Annotated in this window: 22 protein-coding genes; all 22 read right to left on the minus strand. The window is 56.1% G+C overall.

Features of this window, described 5'->3' with window-relative positions; translation table 11 throughout:
- Window positions 1-56: 56 nt before the first annotated feature.
- The 22 genes from rpsN to rplL all read right to left on the minus strand — a co-directional run bounded on the left by rpsN (window position 57) and on the right by rplL (window position 20208).
- A complete protein-coding gene (gene rpsN, locus BLW24_RS04705) occupies window positions 57-362 on the minus strand; it encodes a 30S ribosomal protein S14 (RefSeq protein ID WP_090377355.1) in 306 nt (101 codons plus the stop codon).
- A 13-nt stretch (window positions 363-375) separates the two neighbouring features.
- A complete protein-coding gene (rplE, locus tag BLW24_RS04710; RefSeq protein WP_090255796.1) occupies window positions 376-915 on the minus strand; it encodes a 50S ribosomal protein L5 in 540 nt (179 codons plus the stop codon).
- 20 nt (window positions 916-935) lie between these two features.
- A complete protein-coding gene (gene rplX / locus BLW24_RS04715) occupies window positions 936-1250 on the minus strand; it encodes a 50S ribosomal protein L24 (RefSeq protein ID WP_009397501.1) in 315 nt (104 codons plus the stop codon).
- Between the two features lie 11 nt (window positions 1251-1261).
- Entirely contained in the window at window positions 1262-1630 is a 369-nt protein-coding gene (gene rplN, locus BLW24_RS04720) for a 50S ribosomal protein L14 (protein WP_090377358.1), read from the minus strand.
- Between the two features lie 23 nt (window positions 1631-1653).
- Window positions 1654-1920, minus strand: a complete 267-nt coding sequence (gene rpsQ / locus BLW24_RS04725; RefSeq protein ID WP_090255823.1) for a 30S ribosomal protein S17 — start codon at window positions 1918-1920, stop codon at window positions 1654-1656.
- Window positions 1921-1922: 2 nt separating this feature from the next.
- The gene (rpmC, locus tag BLW24_RS04730; RefSeq protein WP_090377361.1) at window positions 1923-2114 is read right to left on the minus strand and encodes a 50S ribosomal protein L29; all 192 of its coding nucleotides are present in this window, start codon (window positions 2112-2114) and stop codon (window positions 1923-1925) included.
- Window positions 2114-2527 carry a 50S ribosomal protein L16 gene (gene rplP, locus BLW24_RS04735; RefSeq protein WP_090255798.1) on the minus strand — a complete coding sequence of 138 codons (414 nt, stop codon included), beginning with the start codon at window positions 2525-2527 and terminating at the stop codon, window positions 2114-2116. The genes rpmC and rplP overlap by 1 nt, the downstream gene beginning before the upstream one ends.
- Window positions 2528-2539: 12 nt before the next feature.
- Entirely contained in the window at window positions 2540-3226 is a 687-nt protein-coding gene (gene rpsC, locus BLW24_RS04740; RefSeq protein ID WP_069519907.1) for a 30S ribosomal protein S3, read from the minus strand.
- A 13-nt stretch (window positions 3227-3239) separates the two neighbouring features.
- On the minus strand, window positions 3240-3572 hold the full coding sequence (gene rplV, locus BLW24_RS04745) for a 50S ribosomal protein L22 (protein ID WP_090377364.1): 333 nt from the start codon (window positions 3570-3572) through the stop codon (window positions 3240-3242).
- Window positions 3573-3583: 11 nt separating this feature from the next.
- Window positions 3584-3859, minus strand: a complete 276-nt coding sequence (gene rpsS, locus BLW24_RS04750; protein ID WP_010486981.1) for a 30S ribosomal protein S19 — start codon at window positions 3857-3859, stop codon at window positions 3584-3586.
- 16 nt (window positions 3860-3875) lie between these two features.
- A complete protein-coding gene (rplB, locus tag BLW24_RS04755; RefSeq protein ID WP_090377367.1) occupies window positions 3876-4700 on the minus strand; it encodes a 50S ribosomal protein L2 in 825 nt (274 codons plus the stop codon).
- Between the two features lie 14 nt (window positions 4701-4714).
- A complete protein-coding gene (gene rplW / locus BLW24_RS04760) occupies window positions 4715-5014 on the minus strand; it encodes a 50S ribosomal protein L23 (protein WP_090377370.1) in 300 nt (99 codons plus the stop codon).
- Window positions 5011-5613: a 50S ribosomal protein L4 gene (rplD, locus tag BLW24_RS04765; RefSeq protein WP_090377373.1), complete on the minus strand. Its 603-nt coding sequence runs from the start codon at window positions 5611-5613 to the stop codon at window positions 5011-5013. The genes rplW and rplD overlap by 4 nt, the downstream gene beginning before the upstream one ends.
- A 12-nt stretch (window positions 5614-5625) precedes the next feature.
- A complete protein-coding gene (gene rplC, locus BLW24_RS04770; RefSeq protein WP_090377376.1) occupies window positions 5626-6261 on the minus strand; it encodes a 50S ribosomal protein L3 in 636 nt (211 codons plus the stop codon).
- Between the two features lie 83 nt (window positions 6262-6344).
- On the minus strand, window positions 6345-6656 hold the full coding sequence (gene rpsJ / locus BLW24_RS04775; RefSeq protein WP_010486970.1) for a 30S ribosomal protein S10: 312 nt from the start codon (window positions 6654-6656) through the stop codon (window positions 6345-6347).
- Window positions 6657-6796: 140 nt separating this feature from the next.
- Window positions 6797-7990: an elongation factor Tu gene (gene tuf / locus BLW24_RS04780; protein WP_090377379.1), complete on the minus strand. Its 1194-nt coding sequence runs from the start codon at window positions 7988-7990 to the stop codon at window positions 6797-6799.
- 31 nt (window positions 7991-8021) lie between these two features.
- Window positions 8022-10127: an elongation factor G gene (gene fusA, locus BLW24_RS04785; protein WP_090377382.1), complete on the minus strand. Its 2106-nt coding sequence runs from the start codon at window positions 10125-10127 to the stop codon at window positions 8022-8024.
- A 31-nt stretch (window positions 10128-10158) separates the two neighbouring features.
- On the minus strand, window positions 10159-10629 hold the full coding sequence (gene rpsG / locus BLW24_RS04790) for a 30S ribosomal protein S7 (RefSeq protein WP_010490886.1): 471 nt from the start codon (window positions 10627-10629) through the stop codon (window positions 10159-10161).
- Between the two features lie 133 nt (window positions 10630-10762).
- Window positions 10763-11134, minus strand: a complete 372-nt coding sequence (gene rpsL, locus BLW24_RS04795) for a 30S ribosomal protein S12 (RefSeq protein WP_090377384.1) — start codon at window positions 11132-11134, stop codon at window positions 10763-10765.
- Between the two features lie 151 nt (window positions 11135-11285).
- Window positions 11286-15485 (minus strand): DNA-directed RNA polymerase subunit beta', encoded by a 4200-nt coding sequence (gene rpoC / locus BLW24_RS04800; protein ID WP_090377387.1) that lies wholly within the window; start codon window positions 15483-15485, stop codon window positions 11286-11288.
- A 64-nt stretch (window positions 15486-15549) separates the two neighbouring features.
- Window positions 15550-19623, minus strand: coding sequence for a DNA-directed RNA polymerase subunit beta (gene rpoB / locus BLW24_RS04805; protein WP_090377390.1), 4074 nt, complete (start codon window positions 19621-19623; stop codon window positions 15550-15552).
- A gap of 219 nt (window positions 19624-19842) precedes the next feature.
- Window positions 19843-20208, minus strand: a complete 366-nt coding sequence (gene rplL / locus BLW24_RS04810) for a 50S ribosomal protein L7/L12 (protein ID WP_090377394.1) — start codon at window positions 20206-20208, stop codon at window positions 19843-19845.
- Between the last annotated feature and the right edge of the window lie 30 nt (window positions 20209-20238).

The following is a 20238-nucleotide window of genomic DNA, read 5'->3' on the forward strand; positions in this document are numbered from 1 at the left end:
CCCAAAGGGGCCTGATTCACAGATAAGACAAAGCCGGCGCTAGGCCGGCTTTGTTTTTACCAGCTGGCTTTAACCAGACCTGGTACATCACCACGCATTGCAGCTTCACGCAGCTTGATACGCGACAGACCGAACTTGCGATAAACGCCGTGCGGACGACCGGTAACGCGGCAGCGGTTACGCAGACGCGAGGCGCTAGCGTCACGCGACTGCTTCTGCAGTGCAACTTGAGCTGCCCAACGCGCTTCTGGACTGGCGTTCAGATCGGCGATGGTAGCTTTCAGCTCAGCACGCTTTTTAGCGTACTTGGCTACCGTTTGCTGACGCTTCAGCTCGCGGTTTTTCATGCTGGTTTTGGCCATGATCCAACTCCAATCAGTTGCGGAACGGGAATTTGAAAGCACGCAGCAAGGCGCGACCTTCATCATCCGTACGGGCAGTGGTGGTCAGGGTAATGTCCAGACCACGCAGAGCATCGATCTTGTCGTAGTCGATTTCCGGGAAGATGATCTGCTCTTTAACGCCCATGCTGTAGTTGCCGCGACCATCGAAGGACTTGGCATTCAGGCCGCGGAAGTCACGCACGCGCGGCAGGGAGATGGACAGCAGACGATCCAGGAACTCGTACATACGCTCACGGCGCAGAGTTACTTTAACGCCGATCGGCCAGCCCTCACGAACCTTGAAGCCTGCAATCGACTTACGAGCATGAGTCACAACGACTTTCTGACCGGTAATCTTTTCCAGGTCGGCAACAGCGTGCTCGATGATTTTCTTGTCACCGATTGCTTCGCCCAGGCCCATGTTCAGGGTGATCTTGGTGATGCGCGGAACCTCCATCACGTTAGCAAGCTTAAGTTCTTCCTTAAGCTTGGGAGCGATTTCTTTCCGGTAAATCTCTTTTAGTCGTGCCATGGTCTTCTACCTAGCAGTGTTCAAGCATCAACCGCTTTTTGGGTCGACTTGAAGACACGAATTTTTTTACCGTCTTCTACTTTGAAACCAACACGGTCAGCCTTGTTGGTTTCGCCATTGAAGATGGCCACGTTAGAAGCGTGCAATGGCGCTTCTTTCTCGACGATACCGCCCTGAACGCCCGACATCGGGTTCGGCTTGGTATGGCGCTTTACCAGGTTGATCCCACCAACGACCAAACGGTCGTCAGCGAGAACCTTGAGCACCTTGCCACGCTTACCTTTGTCTTTACCGGCGATCACGATGATCTCGTCGTCACGACGAATCTTTTGCATGTCGGATCTCCTTAGAGCACTTCAGGGGCGAGCGAGACGATCTTCATGAACTTCTCAGTACGAAGTTCACGAGTCACTGGCCCAAAAATACGAGTGCCAATTGGCTCTTGCTTGTTGTTCAGCAGAACAGCAGCGCTGCCATCAAAGCGAATGATCGAGCCATCAGGACGACGAACGCCGTGACGAGTGCGGACTACAACAGCAGTCATCACCTGGCCTTTCTTCACTTTACCGCGCGGAATTGCTTCCTTAACGGTGACTTTGATGATGTCGCCGATGCCAGCATAACGGCGGTGCGAACCACCCAGCACCTTGATACACATAACGCGACGAGCACCGCTATTGTCAGCGACGTCGAGCATGGATTGAGTCTGAATCATATAATTTCTCCGACCCTTAGCCCTTAGACGTCCACTGCGCGTTCGAGGATCTCAACCAGCGCCCAAGACTTGGTCTTGGCAACGGGACGAGTTTCGCGAATGGAAACTTTGTCACCGATCTTGCTCTGGTTGGTTTCGTCGTGTGCGTGCAGCTTGGTCGAACGCTTGACATATTTGCCGTAGATAGGGTGCTTAACGCGACGCTCGATCAATACGGTGATGGTCTTGTCCATCTTGTCGCTGACGACACGGCCGGTCAGCGTACGGACTGTTTTTTCGGCTTCAGCCATGATCACTTACCTGCCTGCTGGTTGAGCACAGTTTTCACACGAGCGATGTCGCGCTTAACTTGCGAGAGCAGGTGAGACTGCCCCAACTGGCCAGTTGCTTTCTGCATACGCAGATTGAACTGGTCGCGCAGCAGGCCGAGCAGTTGCTCGTTCAGCTGCCGTGCTGATTTTTCACGAAGTTCATTCGCCTTCATCACATCACCGTCCGCTTAACAAAAGTGGTGGCGAGCGGCAGCTTTGCAGCAGCCAGGGCAAAAGCCTCACGCGCCAACTCTTCGGAAACGCCTTCGATCTCATACAGGACTTTGCCTGGCTGGATCTGGGCTACCCAATATTCAACGCTACCCTTCCCTTTACCCATCCGCACCTCAAGAGGCTTCTTGGAGATCGGCTTGTCCGGGAAAACGCGAATCCAGATTTTCCCGCCACGCTTAACGTGACGAGTCAGAGCACGACGAGCGGACTCAATCTGACGGGCGGTGAGACGACCACGGGCAACAGACTTCAGCGCAAACTCGCCGAAGCTGACTTTGCTACCGCGCTGAGCCAGACCACGGTTGTGGCCGGTCATCTGCTTACGGAACTTCGTACGCTTTGGTTGCAACATTTTGCGTACTCCTTACTTAGCAGCTTTTTTACGAGGCGCAGGCGCTTGAGGTTTCAGTTCTTCTTTAAGGCCACCGATTACTTCGCCTTTGAAGATCCAAACCTTGACACCGATCACACCGTAGGTGGTGTGCGCTTCGTACGTGGCATAGTCGATATCGGCACGCAGGGTGTGCAACGGCACACGACCTTCGCGATACCATTCGGTACGTGCAATTTCAGCACCACCGAGACGACCGCTCACTTGGATTTTGATGCCCTTGGCACCAATACGCATGGCGTTCTGTACAGCGCGCTTCATAGCGCGACGGAACATCACACGACGCTCCAGCTGCTGAGCTACGCTCTGCGCAACCAGCATACCGTCGAGCTCCGGCTTGCGGATCTCTTCGATATTGATGTGCACAGGCACACCCATTTGCTTGGTCAGGTCCTGACGCAGTTTCTCAACATCTTCACCTTTCTTACCGATAACGATACCGGGACGAGCGGTGTGGATGGTGATACGTGCAGTTTGAGCCGGACGAGCAATGTCGATACGGCTTACGGACGCGCTTTTTAGTTTGTCTTGGAGATACTCACGCACCTTCAGATCAGCGAACAAATAGTCCGCATAAGTCCGACCGCTGGCGTACCAGACGGAGGTGTGCTCCTTGACGATTCCCAGGCGAATGCCAATGGGATGTACTTTCTGACCCATCTGATCGACTCCGTTACTTGTCCGCAACCTTGACAGTGATATGGCAAGACCGCTTGACGATGCGATCAGCGCGGCCTTTGGCACGCGGCATGATGCGCTTCAGCGAACGCCCTTCGTTGACGAAAACGGTGCTGACCTTCAAGCCATCAACGTCTGCGCCTTCGTTGTGCTCGGCGTTGGCTACAGCCGACTCCAGCACTTTCTTGATGATCTCGGCGGCTTTCTTACTGCTGAAAGCCAGAAGGTTGAGCGCTTCGCCCACCTTCTTCCCGCGGATCTGGTCGGCGACCAAGCGGGCTTTCTGGGCGGAGATGCGAGCGCCCGACAACTTAGCGGCTACTTCCATTTCCTTACCCCTTAACGCTTGGCTTTCTTGTCAGCCACGTGCCCACGATAGGTACGAGTGCCGGCAAATTCGCCCAGTTTGTGACCGACCATGTCTTCGTTCACGAGAACTGGGACATGTTGACGACCGTTGTGTACAGCGATGGTCAGACCGACCATTTGTGGCAGGATCATCGAACGACGCGACCAGGTTTTCACCGGCTTGCGATCGTTCTTTTCCACCGCCACTTCGATCTTCTTCAGTAGGTGAAGATCAATAAAAGGACCTTTTTTCAGAGAACGTGGCACTGTCGTATCCCTCTATTTACTTGCGACGACGGACGATCATGTTGTCGGTGCGTTTGTTACCACGAGTCTTCGCGCCCTTCGTCGGGAAGCCCCATGGAGACACCGGATGACGACCACCAGAGGTACGACCTTCACCACCACCGTGTGGGTGGTCAACCGGGTTCATGGCAACACCACGAACGGTTGGGCGAACGCCACGCCAGCGTCTGGCACCAGCTTTACCCAGCGAACGCAGGCTGTGCTCGGAGTTCGAGACTTCACCCAGGGTCGCACGGCACTCAGCCAGGACTTTACGCATTTCACCGGAACGCAGACGCAGGGTCACGTAGACGCCTTCACGCGCAATCAGCTGAGCCGAAGCACCAGCGGAACGAGCGATCTGAGCACCTTTGCCCGGCTTCAGTTCGATACCGTGAACAGTGCTACCAACTGGAATGTTGCGTAGTTGCAGACTATTGCCCGGCTTGATCGGAGCCATGATGCCAGCTACCAGCTGATCGCCAGCACTCACGCCTTTAGGGGCGATGATGTAGCGACGCTCGCCGTCTGCATACATCAGCAGAGCGATGTGTGCGGTACGGTTCGGATCGTATTCAATACGCTCGACAGTGGCTGGAATGCCATCTTTGTCGTTGCGACGGAAATCGACCAGACGGTAATGCTGCTTATGGCCACCACCAATATGACGGGTGGTGATACGACCATTGTTGTTACGACCGCCAGTCTTCGACTTTTTCTCAAGCAGCGGAGCGTAAGGAGCGCCTTTATGCAGCTCCTGATTGACCACCTTGACCACAAAACGGCGGCCAGCGGAAGTCGGCTTGCATTTAACGATTGCCATGATGCACCCCTTCCTTACTCAGCACTGCTGGCGAAATCGAGATCTTGGCCTGGCTGAAGCGAAATGATCGCTTTCTTCCAGTCGTTACGCTTGCCCAGACCGCGAGCGTTGCGCTTGGTCTTACCGAGAACATTCACGGTATTCACAGCAGCAACATTCACGCCGAACAGGCTTTCGACAGCCTTCTTGATTTCCAGCTTGGTTGCATCGGTTGCAACCTTGAAAACGAACTGACTTTTCTTGTCAGCGAGAACCGTGGCCTTCTCGGAGATGTGCGGGCCCAGCAGCACTTTAAATACGCGTTCCTGGTTCATCCCAGCAGCTCCTCGAATTTCTTCACGGCAGAAACGGTGACCAGCACCTTTTCGTACGCGATCAGACTGACCGGATCGGAACCTTGCACGTCACGAACATCAACGTGTGGCAGGTTACGCGCAGCCAGGTACAGATTCTCATCAATAGCATCGGACACGATCAGCACATCGGTCAGACCCATGCCATCCAACTTGCCCAACAGTTCTTTGGTCTTCGGAGCTTCAACACTGAAGTCTTCGACGACGATCAGACGATCAGTACGAACCAGCTCAGCAAGAATCGAGCGGATGGCCGCGCGATACATCTTCTTGTTCAGCTTTTGATCGTGATTCTGCGGACGAGCCGCGAAGGTCACACCACCGCCACGCCAGATCGGACCACGACTGGTACCTGCACGGGCACGACCGGTACCCTTCTGACGCCACGGGCGCTTACCGCCACCGGATACGTCGGAACGAGTCTTCTGCTGTTTGCTGCCCTGACGGCCGCCGGCCATGTAGGCCACAACTGCTTGGTGAACCAGGGTCTCGTTGTATGCGCCGCCAAAAGTGGCTTCGGATACTTCGATTGCTTGAGCGCCATTTACATTTAATTGCATGTCAGCTTCCCCTTAACCGCGAGCCTTGGCCGCTGGACGTACAACCAGGTTGCCGCCAGTAGCGCCAGGAACAGCACCCTTGACCAGCAACAGATTGCGTTCAGCGTCAACCCGCACTACTTCCAGGGACTGCACGGTCACGCGCTCAGCGCCCATATGACCGGACATTTTTTTGCCCTTGAATACGCGACCCGGAGTCTGGCACTGGCCAATCGAACCCGGAACACGGTGGGACACGGAGTTACCGTGAGTGTTGTCTTGGCCGCGAAAGTTCCAACGCTTGATGGTACCGGCAAAGCCTTTACCTTTGGACTGACCGGTGACATCCACCAGTTGACCAGCTTGGAATATTTCAGCGTTGATCAGATCACCTGCTTGGTACTCGCCTTCTTCAAGACGGAATTCCATTACAGTGCGACCTGCCGCGACATTCGCCTTAGCGAAGTGACCGGCTTGCGCCTTGCTGACACGCGAAGCACGACGCTCACCGACAGTGACTTGCACTGCACGATAACCATCGGACTCTTCAGTTTTGAATTGAGTGACGCGATTCGGCTCGACCTCAATGACCGTGACCGGAACGGAGACACCTTCTTCGGTGAAAATGCGGGTCATACCGCACTTACGACCGACTACACCAATAGTCATGTTGTAACCTCATGAGTGTACGGGGCTTTCACCCGCTATGGCCGCCCATTTCAGAGCGTTACACGACTAAAACCTAAACGGTCTTAGCCGAGGCTGATCTGCACTTCCACACCAGCCGCAAGATCAAGCTTCATCAGCGCGTCAACGGTTTTATCCGTTGGCTGGACGATGTCCAGAACACGCTTATGAGTACGGATCTCGAACTGATCACGCGCGTCTTTATTGACGTGTGGCGAGGTCAGCACGGTGAACCGCTCTTTGCGGGTAGGCAGAGGAATAGGACCACGCACCTGAGCACCAGTACGCTTCGCGGTTTCCACGATTTCCTGGGTTGATTGATCGATCAGGCGATGGTCAAAAGCCTTCAACCGAATACGGATTTGTTGGTTTTGCATTTTGACCTCAGATTCCAAGCTGCTATTCCCAACGGACGCAATACGCCCGTTAAAAGGAGGCGTGATTCTATAGACGCCCCTAGCAGGTGTCAACCCAATAAAAAAGCCCCCGCAAGCGGGGGCTTTTCTCAAATCATCACTTACGCGATGATTTTGGCTACGACGCCGGCGCCGACGGTACGACCGCCTTCACGAATGGCGAAACGCAGACCTTCTTCCATTGCGATGGTCTTGATCAGAGTGACAGTCATCTGAATGTTGTCACCTGGCATTACCATCTCAACGCCTTCCGGCAGCTCGCAGTTACCAGTTACGTCAGTAGTACGGAAGTAGAACTGAGGACGGTAGCCCTTGAAGAACGGAGTGTGACGACCGCCTTCTTCTTTGCTCAACACATACACTTCTGCAGTGAAGGTGGTGTGCGGCTTAACCGAACCTGGCTTGACCAGAACCTGACCACGCTCTACGTCGTCACGCTTGGTGCCGCGCAGCAGAACGCCGCAGTTCTCGCCAGCACGACCTTCGTCGAGCAGCTTGCGGAACATTTCAACACCAGTACAGGTAGTCTTGGTGGTGTCACGCAGACCAACGATCTCGATTTCTTCCTGGATCTTGACGATACCGCGCTCGATACGGCCAGTTACCACGGTGCCACGACCGGAGATCGAGAACACGTCTTCGATTGGCATCAGGAACGGCTTGTCGATTGCACGAACTGGCTCTGGGATGTAGCTGTCCAGAGTTTCAACCAGCTTCTTAACAGCACTGGTGCCCATTTCGTTGTCGTCTTGGCCGTTCAGAGCCATCAGAGCGGAACCGATGATGATCGGAGTGTCGTCACCTGGGAAATCGTAAGTGCTGAGCAGGTCGCGCACTTCCATTTCAACCAGCTCCAGCAGCTCAGCGTCGTCAACCATGTCGGCCTTGTTCAGGAACACGACGATGTACGGAACACCTACCTGACGGGACAGCAGGATGTGCTCACGAGTTTGCGGCATCGGACCATCAGCGGCCGAGCAAACCAGGATAGCGCCATCCATCTGCGCAGCACCGGTGATCATGTTTTTTACGTAGTCCGCGTGACCTGGGCAGTCAACGTGTGCGTAGTGACGCACGGACGAATCGTATTCAACGTGAGCGGTGTTGATGGTGATACCGCGAGCTTTTTCTTCTGGGGCACTGTCGATCTTGTCGAAGTCAACCTTGGCCGAACCGAATACTTCGGAGCAGACGCGGGTCAGAGCAGCGGTCAGAGTGGTTTTACCGTGGTCAACGTGACCGATAGTGCCAACGTTGACGTGCGGCTTGTTACGTTCAAATTTTTCTTTAGCCACGACAATTAACTCCTAGCTTAAAGGGGCTGAATCAGCCTTGTTTTTTGGTTACCGACTCGACGATGTGCGACGGAGCCGTATTGTATTTTTTGAATTCCATGGAGTAGCTTGCGCGCCCCTGAGACATGGAACGGACGTCGGTCGCATAACCGAACATCTCACCCAGCGGAACTTCAGCACGAATCACCTTGCCGGAGATAGTGTCTTCCATACCCAGGATCATGCCACGACGACGGTTAAGGTCGCCCATCACATCACCCATGTAGTCTTCTGGGGTAACAACCTCTACCGCCATGATCGGCTCGAGCAACTCACCACCACCCTTCTGGGCCAGTTGCTTGGTCGCCATGGAAGCAGCCACTTTGAACGCCATCTCGTTAGAGTCGACGTCGTGGTAGGAACCATCGAACACGGTAGCCTTCAGGCCGATCAGCGGATAACCGGCAACAACGCCGCTCTTCATCTGCTCTTCGATACCCTTCTGGATAGCCGGGATGTATTCCTTCGGAATCACACCACCCACCACTTCGTTCACGAACTGCAGACCTTCCTGACCTTCGTCAGCAGGCGCAAAGCGAACCCAGCAGTGACCGAACTGACCACGACCACCGGACTGACGCACGAACTTGCCTTCGATTTCACAGTTCTTCGTGATGCGTTCACGATAGGAAACCTGAGGCTTACCGATGTTGGCTTCAACGTTGAACTCGCGGCGCATGCGGTCGACCAGGATGTCCAGGTGCAACTCGCCCATACCGGAGATGATCGTCTGACCAGTCTCTTCATCAGTTTTAACGCGGAAAGATGGATCTTCCTGAGCAAGCTTGCCCAGAGCGATGCCCATTTTTTCCTGGTCGTCCTTGGTCTTAGGCTCTACGGCAACCGAAATAACCGGCTCCGGGAAGTCCATGCGAACCAGGATGATTGGCTTGTCAGCGCTGCACAGAGTCTCACCAGTGGTGACGTCCTTCATGCCGATCAAGGCCGCGATGTCACCAGCGCGTACCTCCTTGATTTCTTCGCGGGCGTTTGCGTGCATTTGCACCATACGACCCACGCGCTCTTTTTTGCCTTTAACCGAGTTGATCACGCCGTCACCGGAGGCCAACACGCCCGAGTAAACGCGAACGAAGGTCAAGGTACCCACGAATGGGTCGGTAGCGATCTTGAACGCCAGAGCCGAGAACGGCTCGCTGTCGTCCGCATGACGCTCCATTTCCTCTTCCTCGTTATCCGGGTTGGTACCCTTGATAGCAGGAATGTCGGTTGGTGCAGGCAGGAAGTCGATAACGGCGTCGAGAACCAGGGGAACACCCTTGTTCTTGAAGGAGGAACCACAAACAGCCAAGACGATCTCACCCGCGATAGTACGCTGGCGCAGAGCAGCCTTGATTTCCTCATTGGTGAGCTCTTCACCTTCAAGGTACTTGTTCATCAGTTCTTCGCTGGCTTCGGCCGCAGCCTCAACCATGTTGCCGCGCCACTTCTCGGCCTCTTCCAGCAATTCAGCTGGAATGTCCTTGCGAACAGGGACCATGCCTTTGTCAGCATCGCTCCAATAGACAGCTTGCATGTTGATCAGATCGATCTGACCCTGGAAGTTGTCTTCAGCACCGATAGCCAACTGAATCGGCACCGGAGTGTGACCCAGACGCTGCTTGATCTGACCGATCACGCGCAGGAAGTCAGCACCGGCACGGTCCATCTTGTTGACGTAAACAAGACGCGGAACACCGTACTTGTTGGCCTGACGCCATACGGTTTCCGACTGAGGCTCAACGCCCGAGGTACCACAGAACACAACAACAGCGCCGTCGAGTACGCGCAGCGAACGCTCTACTTCAATAGTGAAGTCAACGTGGCCGGGGGTATCGATGACGTTGAAGCGGTGCTCGTCTTTGTACTGCTTCTCGGAACCTTTCCAGAAGGCGGTAATGGCAGCGGAAGTGATGGTAATACCACGCTCCTGCTCCTGCACCATCCAGTCTGTGGTCGCGGCGCCGTCATGCACCTCGCCCATCTTGTGGCTTTTACCGGTATAGAAAAGCACACGCTCGGTGGTCGTGGTTTTACCCGCGTCCACGTGAGCCACGATACCGATGTTACGGTAACGGTTAATCGGTGTAGTACGAGCCATAAAGCCCTCGCAAATTTAGAAGCGCGATAAGTTAGAAGCGGTAGTGCGAGAAAGCCTTGTTGGCTTCAGCCATACGGTGCACGTCTTCACGCTTCTTAACTGCAGCACCTTTGCCTTCAGCGGCATCCAGCAATTCGCCAGCCAAACGCAGAGCCATAGACTTTTCGCCACGCTTACGGGCGAAATCTACCAGCCAGCGCATGGCAAGAGCGTTACGGCGGGACGGACGAACTTCGACCGGAACCTGGTAAGTAGCACCGCCTACACGGCGCGACTTCACTTCGACCAGCGGAGCGATGGCGTCGAGAGCTTTCTCGAAGATTTCCAGGGGATCGCTGTTCTTACGCTCTTTAACCTTGTCCAGGGCGCCATAAACGATACGCTCGGCAACGGCTTTCTTGCCGCTTTCCATCACGTGGTTCATGAACTTGGCCAGGATTTGGCTTCCGTATTTTGGATCGTCAAGCACTTCGCGCTTGGCTGCTACACGACGTCTTGGCATTTGATAAGCCCTCAAACGGTCTTCAGGTTAGCCCGGGACTGCATCGCTAGATGGATGCCCGACCTTACTCTTATCGACTCAGATAAATAAAAAACTGTAATTCGGTGCACGCACCGGGCACTTCAGACGCCGATTACTTTGGACGCTTGGTACCGTACTTCGAACGACCCTGCTTACGGTCTTTAACGCCAGAGGTATCCAGCGAACCGCGCACGGTGTGGCAACGCACACCTGGCAAGTCTTTTACACGGCCGCCACGAATCAGAACGACGCTGTGCTCTTGCAGGTTGTGGCCTTCACCGCCGATGTACGAGGAAACCTCGAAACCGTTGGTCAGGCGTACACGGCATACTTTACGCAGTGCCGAGTTAGGTTTTTTCGGCGTAGTGGTATACACGCGAGTGCACACACCACGACGCTGCGGGCAGTTCTGCAGCGCAGGCACGTCGGATTTCTCGACGATACGCTTACGCGGCTGACGTACCAGCTGGTTGATAGTTGCCATCTTAAGCTCCACTGTTGTCTTGCGACGCTATTGCCCTACAAACAAAATGGCAGAGCACATGCCCTGCCAAATTTAGGGGTGCATGAGTCTAAAGAGACTCACGGCCCCAGTCAAGACAAAGCCCCGCTAGCAAGCTAGCGGGGCTTTGAACTTAATTGCTGCTGGAGTTCAGCGCTTCGGTCAGTGCGGCTTCCACTTCACTGGCGCTGACACGTACTGGCTGGGCCGCATCACGCTTGCGCTTGCGCTCGCTGTGATATGCCAGACCGGTACCGGCTGGGATCAGACGACCCACAACCACGTTTTCTTTCAGACCGCGCAAGTAGTCGCGCTTGCCAGTAACCGCCGCCTCGGTAAGAACGCGAGTGGTTTCCTGGAAAGAAGCCGCCGAGATAAACGACTCGGTGGACAACGACGCCTTAGTGATACCCAGCAGAACGCGGGTGTACTTGGCGACGAACTTGTCTTCTGCAGCCAGACGCTCGTTCTCACCCAGTACCGCAGTCAACTCCATCTGGTCGCCCTTGATGAAGGAGGAATCACCCGACTCAGCCACCTCAACCTTGCGCAGCATCTGGCGCAGGATGGTTTCAATGTGCTTGTCGTTGATCTTCACGCCCTGCAGGCGGTACACGTCCTGGATCTCGTTGACGATGTACTTGGCCAGCGCGCTGACACCCAGCAAACGCAGGATATCGTGCGGGTCGCTCGGACCGTCGGAGATAACTTCACCCTTGTTGACCTGTTCACCTTCGAACACGTTCAGGTGACGCCACTTCGGAATCAGCTCTTCGTACGGATCGCCACCGTCGTTCGGGGTAATGACCAGACGGCGCTTGCCCTTGGTCTCTTTACCGAACGCGATGGTGCCGCTGATTTCAGCCAGAATCGAGGCTTCTTTCGGACGACGCGCTTCGAACAAATCGGCAACGCGCGGCAGACCACCGGTGATGTCACGGGTCTTCGAGGTTTCCTGAGGAATACGGGCGATAACATCACCGACCGCAACCTGCGCACCGTTCGCCACACCTACCAAGGCGTTGGCCGGCAGGAAGTACTGAGCCGGCACGTCGGTACCTGGCAGCAGCAGATCCTTGCCATCTTCACCAACCATCTTCACTGCAGGACGGATGTCCTTGCCGGCAGCCGGACGATCTTTCGGATCGAGGACTTCGATGTTGGTCAAACCGGTCAATTCGTCCGTCTGACGTTTGATGGTGATGCCTTCTTCCATGCCCACGTAGGTCACGGTACCTTTCATTTCGGTAACGATCGGGTGGGTGTGCGGGTCCCACTTGGCGACGATTGCGCCAGCGTCGACCTTGTCGCCTTCCTTCACGGAAATCACGGCACCGTACGGCAGCTTGTAGCGCTCGCGCTCACGACCGAACTCGTCAGCAATCGCCAGCTCACCGGAACGCGATACCGCGATCAGATTGCCGTCGAGACGCTCAACGTGCTTCAGGTTGTGCAGGCGTACCGCACCGCCATTCTTCACCTGTACGCTGTCGGCAGCGGAGGTCCGGCTGGCCGCACCACCGATGTGGAACGTACGCATGGTCAGCTGGGTACCCGGCTCACCGATCGACTGGGCAGCAATAACCCCGACCGCTTCACCAATGTTGATCTGGTGACCACGCGCCAGGTCGCGACCGTAGCACTTGGCGCAGATGCCATAGCGGGTTTCACAAGTGATCGGCGAACGCACGATCACCTCATCGATACTGTTCAGTTCGATGAATTCAACCCACTGCTCGTCCACCAGGGTACCGGCTGGAACGATGACGTCCTCGGTGCCCGGCTTAAACACGTCACGGGCGATTACACGACCCAGTACACGCTCACCCAGCGGCTCAACCACGTCACCGCCTTCAATGTGCGGCGTCATCAGCAGGCCGTGCCCGGTGCCGCAATCGATCGCGGTAACCACCAGATCTTGCGCTACGTCTACCAGACGACGAGTCAGGTAACCGGAGTTAGCTGTTTTCAACGCGGTATCCGCAAGACCCTTACGAGCACCGTGCGTCGAGATGAAGTACTGCAGAACCGACAGACCTTCGCGGAAGTTCGCGGTGATCGGCGTTTCGATGATCGAACCGTCTGGCTTGGCCATCAGACCACGCATACCAGCGAGCTGACGGATCTGCGCAGCAGAACCCCGCGCACCGGAGTCGGCCATCATGTACATCGAGTTGAACGACTCTTGCTCAACGGTCTTGCCTTCGCGATCAACCACTTTCTCTTTCGAGAGGTTGGCCATCATCGCTTTGGACACTTCATCGTTAGCCTTGGACCAGAGGTCGATCACCTTGTTGTACTTCTCGCCCTGGGTTACCAGGCCGGAGGCGTACTGCGATTCGATCTCTTTAACTTCCTCGGTGGCGGCGTCAATGATGCGCGCCTTCTCATCCGGGATAACGAAGTCGTTCACACCGATCGACACACCAGAGATGGTCGAATAAGCGAAACCGGTATACATCAGCTGGTCAGCGAAGATCACGGTGTCTTTCAAGCCAACGGTGCGGTAGCACTGGTTGATCAGCTTGGAGATCGCCTTCTTCTTCATCGACTGGTTGACCACGTCATACGACAGGCCGTCCGGTACGATCTGGAACAGCAGCGCACGGCCGACAGTGGTGTCGACGATACGGGTGTTCTTGGTGATGGTGCCGTCGCGGTCTTTGATCACTTCGTTGATGCGCACTTTTACGCGAGCATGCAGCGAGGCTTCGCCACCACGGAAAACCCGGTCAACTTCCTGCAGGTCAGCGAATACGCGGCCTTCGCCCTTGGCGTTGATCGCTTCGCGGGTCATGTAATACAGACCCAGTACCACGTCCTGCGAAGGAACGATGATTGGCTCACCGTTGGCAGGCGACAGGATGTTGTTGGTCGACATCATCAGTGCGCGCGCTTCCAGCTGGGCTTCCAGCGTCAGCGGTACGTGCACGGCCATCTGGTCACCGTCGAAGTCGGCGTTGTACGCGGCGCAGACCAGCGGGTGCAGCTGAATCGCTTTACCTTCGATCAGAACCGGTTCAAACGCCTGGATGCCCAGACGGTGAAGGGTTGGTGCACGGTTGAGCAGCACGGGGTGTTCGCGAATCACTTCAGCGAGAACGTCCCAAACCTCTGGCAGCTCGCGCTCGACCATCTTCTTCGCAGCCTTGATGGTGGTCGCCAGACCACGCATTTCCAGCTTGCCGAAAATGAACGGCTTGAACAGCTCGAGCGCCATCTTCTTCGGCAGACCGCACTGGTGCAGACGCAGAGTCGGGCCCACGGTAATTACGGAACGACCGGAGTAGTCCACGCGCTTACCGAGCAAGTTCTGACGGAAACGACCTTGCTTACCCTTGATCATGTCAGCCAAGGATTTCAGCGGACGCTTGTTCGAGCCAGTGATGGCGCGACCGCGACGACCGTTGTCGAGCAAGGCGTCGACCGCTTCCTGCAGCATGCGCTTTTCGTTGCGCACGATGATGTCCGGTGCGGACAGATCGAGCAGGCGCTTCAAGCGGTTGTTACGGTTGATCACGCGGCGATACAGATCGTTGAGATCCGAAGTCGCGAAACGGCCACCGTCGAGCGGAACCAGCGGACGCAGATCTGGCGGCAGAACCGGCAGAACGGTCAACACCATCCACTCAGGCAGGTTGCCCGAGCCGAGGAAGGCTTCCATCAGCTTCAGACGCTTGGACAGCTTCTTGATCTTGGTTTCCGAGTTGGTTTGCGGAATTTCTTCGCGCAGACGGCCAATCTCGTGCTCCAGGTCGATCGCGTGCAGCAGTTCGCGAACGGCTTCAGCACCCATACGGGCGCCGAAGTCATCACCGAACTCTTCGAGGGCTTCGAAGTACTGCTCGTCGTTCAGCAGCTGGCCTTTTTCAAGGGTGGTCATGCCCGGGTCGATAACGACATAGCTCTCGAAGTAGAGCACGCGTTCGATATCGCGCAGGGTCATGTCCATCAGCAAACCGATACGGCTCGGCAGCGACTTCAGGAACCAGATGTGGGCAACCGGCGAAGCCAGTTCGATGTGCGCCATGCGCTCACGACGAACCTTGGCCAGTGCAACTTCAACGCCGCACTTCTCGCAGATCACGCCGCGATGCTTCAAGCGCTTGTACTTACCGCACAGGCACTCGTAATCCTTTACCGGGCCAAAGATCTTGGCGCAGAACAGGCCGTCACGCTCAGGTTTGAACGTACGGTAGTTGATGGTTTCCGGCTTTTTAACTTCACCGAACGACCACGAACGGATCATCTCAGGCGAAGCAAGACCGATGCGAATGGCATCGAACTCTTCGACTTGACCCTGGTTTTTCAGCAAATTCAGTAGGTCTTTCAAGGCCTTTCCTCCTGGCGGAGCAGAGAGCAGGCTAGGCAGCCCCGCTCTCGATTCGCGTCACGTGTTATTCGGTTTCCAGATCGATGTCGATACCCAGCGAACGGATCTCTTTGATCAGTACGTTGAAGGACTCGGGCATGCCCGGCTCCATACGGTGATCACCGTCCACGATGTTTTTGTACATCTTGGTACGGCCGCTCACGTCGTCCGACTTCACGGTCAGCATTTCCTGCAGGGTGTAGGCGGCGCCGTAGGCTTCCAGTGCCCAGACCTCCATCTCACCGAAGCGCTGACCACCGAACTGCGCCTTACCACCCAGCGGCTGCTGGGTAACCAGGCTGTAGGAACCCGTGGAACGCGCGTGCATCTTGTCGTCCACCAGGTGGTTCAATTTCAGCATGTACATGTAGCCAACGGTGGTCGGACGCTCGAACTGGTTACCCGTACGACCGTCGATCAGGCGCATCTGGCCGCTTTCTGGCAGGTCAGCCAGTTTCAGCATGGCCTTGATCTCGCTTTCCTTGGCACCGTCGAACACCGGAGTGGCCATCGGCACACCGCCTTTGAGGTTGTTCGCCAGCTTGAGGATTTCCTGATCGCTCAGCTCATCCAGGCTTTCCTGACGACCGCCGATCTCGTTGTATATCTGCTGCATAAACTTGCGCAGTTCGGCGACCTTGCGCTGCTCTTCGAGCATGCGGTTGATCTTCTCGCCCAGACCTTTGGCCGCGAGGCCCAGGTGGGTTTCGAGGATCTGCCCGACGTTCATACGCGACGGTACGCCCAGCGGGTTTAGTACGATGTCCACCGGCGTGCCGTGGATGTCGTGCGGCATGTCTTCGACCGGCATGATCACCGAGACCACACCCTTGTTACCGTGACGACCGGCCATCTTGTCGCCCGGCTGGATGCGACGACGGATTGCCAGGTAGACCTTGACGATCTTCAGCACGCCTGGAGCCAGGTCATCGCCCTGCTGCAGTTTGCGCTTCTTGTCTTCGAACTTGTCGTCGAGCAGCTGACGGCGATCGGAGATATAGGCCTGAGCCTTCTCCAACTGCTCGTTCAGCGCATCGTCAGCCATGCGCAGCTTGAACCACTGGCCGCGCTCGAGGCCGTCGAGGAACTCATCGGTAACTTCCGCGCCCTTCTTCAGGCCAGCGCCGCCTTCGGCTTTCTTGCCTACCAGAGCAGAACGCAGACGCTCGAAGGTTGCGCCTTCAACGATGCGGAACTCTTCGTTGAGGTCCTTGCGGATCTCGTCGAGCTGGCTCTTCTCGATCGACAGGGCACGCGCATCGCGCTCCACGCCATCACGAGTGAAGACCTGCACATCGATAACGGTACCTTTGGTGCCAGTCGGCACACGCAGGGAGGTGTCTTTAACGTCAGACGCCTTCTCACCGAAGATCGCACGCAGCAGCTTCTCTTCCGGAGTCAGCTGGGTTTCGCCTTTCGGCGTGACCTTGCCAACCAGAATGTCGCCAGGGCCGACTTCAGCACCGACATACACGATGCCTGCTTCGTCCAGCTTGTTCAGTGCCGATTCACCGACGTTCGGGATATCGGAAGTGATTTCTTCTGAGCCGAGCTTGGTGTCACGCGCCACACAGGTCAGTTCCTGAATGTGGATGGTGGTGAAGCGATCTTCTTGCACCACGCGCTCGGAGAGGCAGATGGAGTCTTCGAAGTTGAAACCGTTCCACGGCATGAACGCCACGCGCATGTTCTGACCCAATGCCAGCTCACCCATATCGGTGGACGGACCGTCGGCCAGGATGTCGCTGCGCTCAACCTTGTCACCTTTGCTGACCAGAGGACGCTGGTTGATGCAGGTGTTCTGGTTGGAGCGGGTGTATTTGGTCAGGTTGTAGATGTCGACACCGGCTTCGCCAGTTTCTACTTCGTCATCATTGACGCGAACCACGATACGGCTGGCGTCGACGGAATCGATCACACCACCGCGGCGAGCCACGACGCAGACACCGGAGTCACGGGCGACGTTACGCTCCATACCGGTACCGACCAGCGGCTTGTCAGCGCGCAGGGTTGGTACAGCCTGACGCTGCATGTTCGAACCCATCAACGCGCGGTTGGCGTCGTCGTGCTCGAGGAACGGAATCAACGAAGCGGCAACCGAAACTACCTGCTTCGGCGATACGTCCATCAGGGTGACGTCTTCAGGCGCTTTAACGGTGAATTCGTTGAGGTGACGTACGGCTACCAGCTCGTCGACCAGCTGACCTTTGTCGCTCATGGTCGCCGAAGCCTGGGCGATCACATGATCGGCCTCTTCGATGGCGGACAGGAACACGATCTCGTCGGTGACCAGGGTGTCCTTCACCACGCGGTACGGGCTTTCCAGGAAGCCGTACTGGTTGGTGCGAGCATAGGCCGCCAAGGAGTTGATCAGACCGATGTTCGGACCTTCAGGGGTCTCGATCGGGCACACACGGCCGTAGTGGGTCGGGTGTACGTCACGGACTTCGAAGCCTGCACGCTCACGGGTCAGACCGCCCAGGCCAAGAGCCGAAACACGGCGCTTGTGAGTGATCTCGGAGAGCGGGTTGTTCTGGTCCATAAACTGCGAAAGCTGGCTGGAACCGAAGAACTCCTTCACCGCCGCCGCTACCGGCTTGGCGTTGATCAGGTCCTGCGGCATCAGGCCTTCGCTTTCGGCCATCGACAGACGCTCTTTAACCGCACGCTCAACACGTACCAGACCAACGCGGAACTGGTTCTCGGCCATTTCGCCGACGCAACGCACACGACGGTTACCCAGGTGGTCGATGTCGTCGACGATGCCTTTGCCGTTACGGATATCAACGAGAGTCTTGAGCACCTCGACGATATCTTCCTTGCTCAGCACACCCGAACCTTCGATTTCGGCGCGACCGATACGACGGTTGAACTTCATGCGACCAACGGCCGACAGGTCGTAACGCTCGGCGCTGAAGAACAGGTTGTTGAACAGGGTCTCGGCAGCATCCTTGGTTGGCGGCTCGCCAGGACGCATCATGCGGTAGATCTCGACCAGCGCTTCCAACTGATTGGTGGTGCTGTCGATCTTCAGGGTATCGGAGATGAACGGACCGCAATCAATGTCGTTGGTGTACAGCGTTTCGATGCGCACAACCTGAGCCTTGACCACTTTGGCCAGGATCTCGACGTTCAGCTCGGTGTTGCACTCAGCGATAATTTCGCCGGTAGCCGGGTGCACGATTGCCTTGGCCGAGGTGCGACCGATTAGGTAGTCGATAGGCACTTGCAGCTCTTTGATGCCGGCCTTGTCCAACTGATTGATATGGCGCGCGGTAATCCGGCGGCCTTGCTCAACGATGACCTTGCCCTTGTCATCGAGGATATCGAGGACGGCAATTTCACCACGCAGACGCTGCGGAACCAGTTCCAGATTCAGGGTTTCGCCCTTAACGTGGAAAACGTTGGTCGCGTAGAACGCTTCCAGCACTTCTTCAGTGCTGTAGCCCAGCGCGCGCAGCAGTACGGAAGCCGGCAGCTTGCGACGACGGTCGATACGCACGAACACGGCGTCCTTCGGATCGAACTCGAAGTCCAACCAGGAACCGCGGTAAGGAATAATCCGCGCCGAGTACAGCAGCTTGCCCGAGCTATGTGTCTTGCCACGGTCGTGGTCGAAGAACACACCTGGGGAGCGGTGCAACTGGGAGACGATAACGCGCTCGGTACCGTTGATAACGAAGGTACCGTTCTCGGTCATGAGCGGAATTTCGCCCATGTACACTTCTTGCTCTTTGATGTCCTTGATCGCTTTGTTCGACGATTCTTTGTCGAAAATGATCAGACGGACTTTTACCCGCAGCGGTACGGCATAGGTTACGCCGCGCAGCGTACATTCCTTGACATCAAAAGCCGGCTCGCCCAAGCGATAACCGACATATTCCAGAGCAGCATTGCCGGAATAGCTGATAATCGGGAAAACAGACTTGAAGGCCGCATGCAGGCCAATGTCGCGGAACTGGTCCTTGGTCGCCCCTGCCTGCAGGAATTCGCGATACGAATCCAGCTGGATGGCCAGGAGATAAGGCACATCCATGACATCCGGCAACTTGCTAAAGTCCTTGCGGATACGTTTTTTCTCAGTATATGAGTAAGCCATCAGCGTTCCCCAGCTTGGTCACCTGCTTATTTGGCCCCTCCGACGGGAGTTGCCAGAAACTCTTGCAAACCCTAGGTTTGCGCCGCCACATCGGGCGGGTATTTCGCGCCCCAGGCCAGCTGATGATTCGCCGACCTAGAACGGAAAAAGGCCGGTGGCAAAAGCCACCAGCCATCAGCCTTTCGCTCAACGCTTGGGCTGTAGACGCAAGGTCGTCGCTTACTTGAGCTCGACTTTGGCGCCAGCTTCTTCCAAAGCAGCTTTGGCTTTGTCAGCTGCGTCTTTCGCAACAGCTTCCAGAACCATGGCAGGAGCGCCGTCAACCACAGCCTTGGCTTCTTTCAGGCCCAGACCGGTCAGTTCACGAACTGCCTTGATCACGTTAACTTTCTTCTCGCCAGCGTCGGTCAGCATGACGTTGAATTCAGTTTGCTCTTCAACAACAGCGGCGGCAGCAGCTGGGCCAGCAGCAGCAACAGCAGCGGTTACGCCGAAGGTTTCTTCCATTGCTTTGATCAGCTCAACAACTTCCAGAACGCTTTTCTGGCCAATTGCTTCGATGATTTGTTCGTTAGTCAGAGACATGACTTTAAATCCTGTATTGGGGTGACAGCC

Source organism: Pseudomonas anguilliseptica, from assembly GCF_900105355.1.
Taxonomy (GTDB): domain Bacteria; phylum Pseudomonadota; class Gammaproteobacteria; order Pseudomonadales; family Pseudomonadaceae; genus Aquipseudomonas; species Aquipseudomonas anguilliseptica.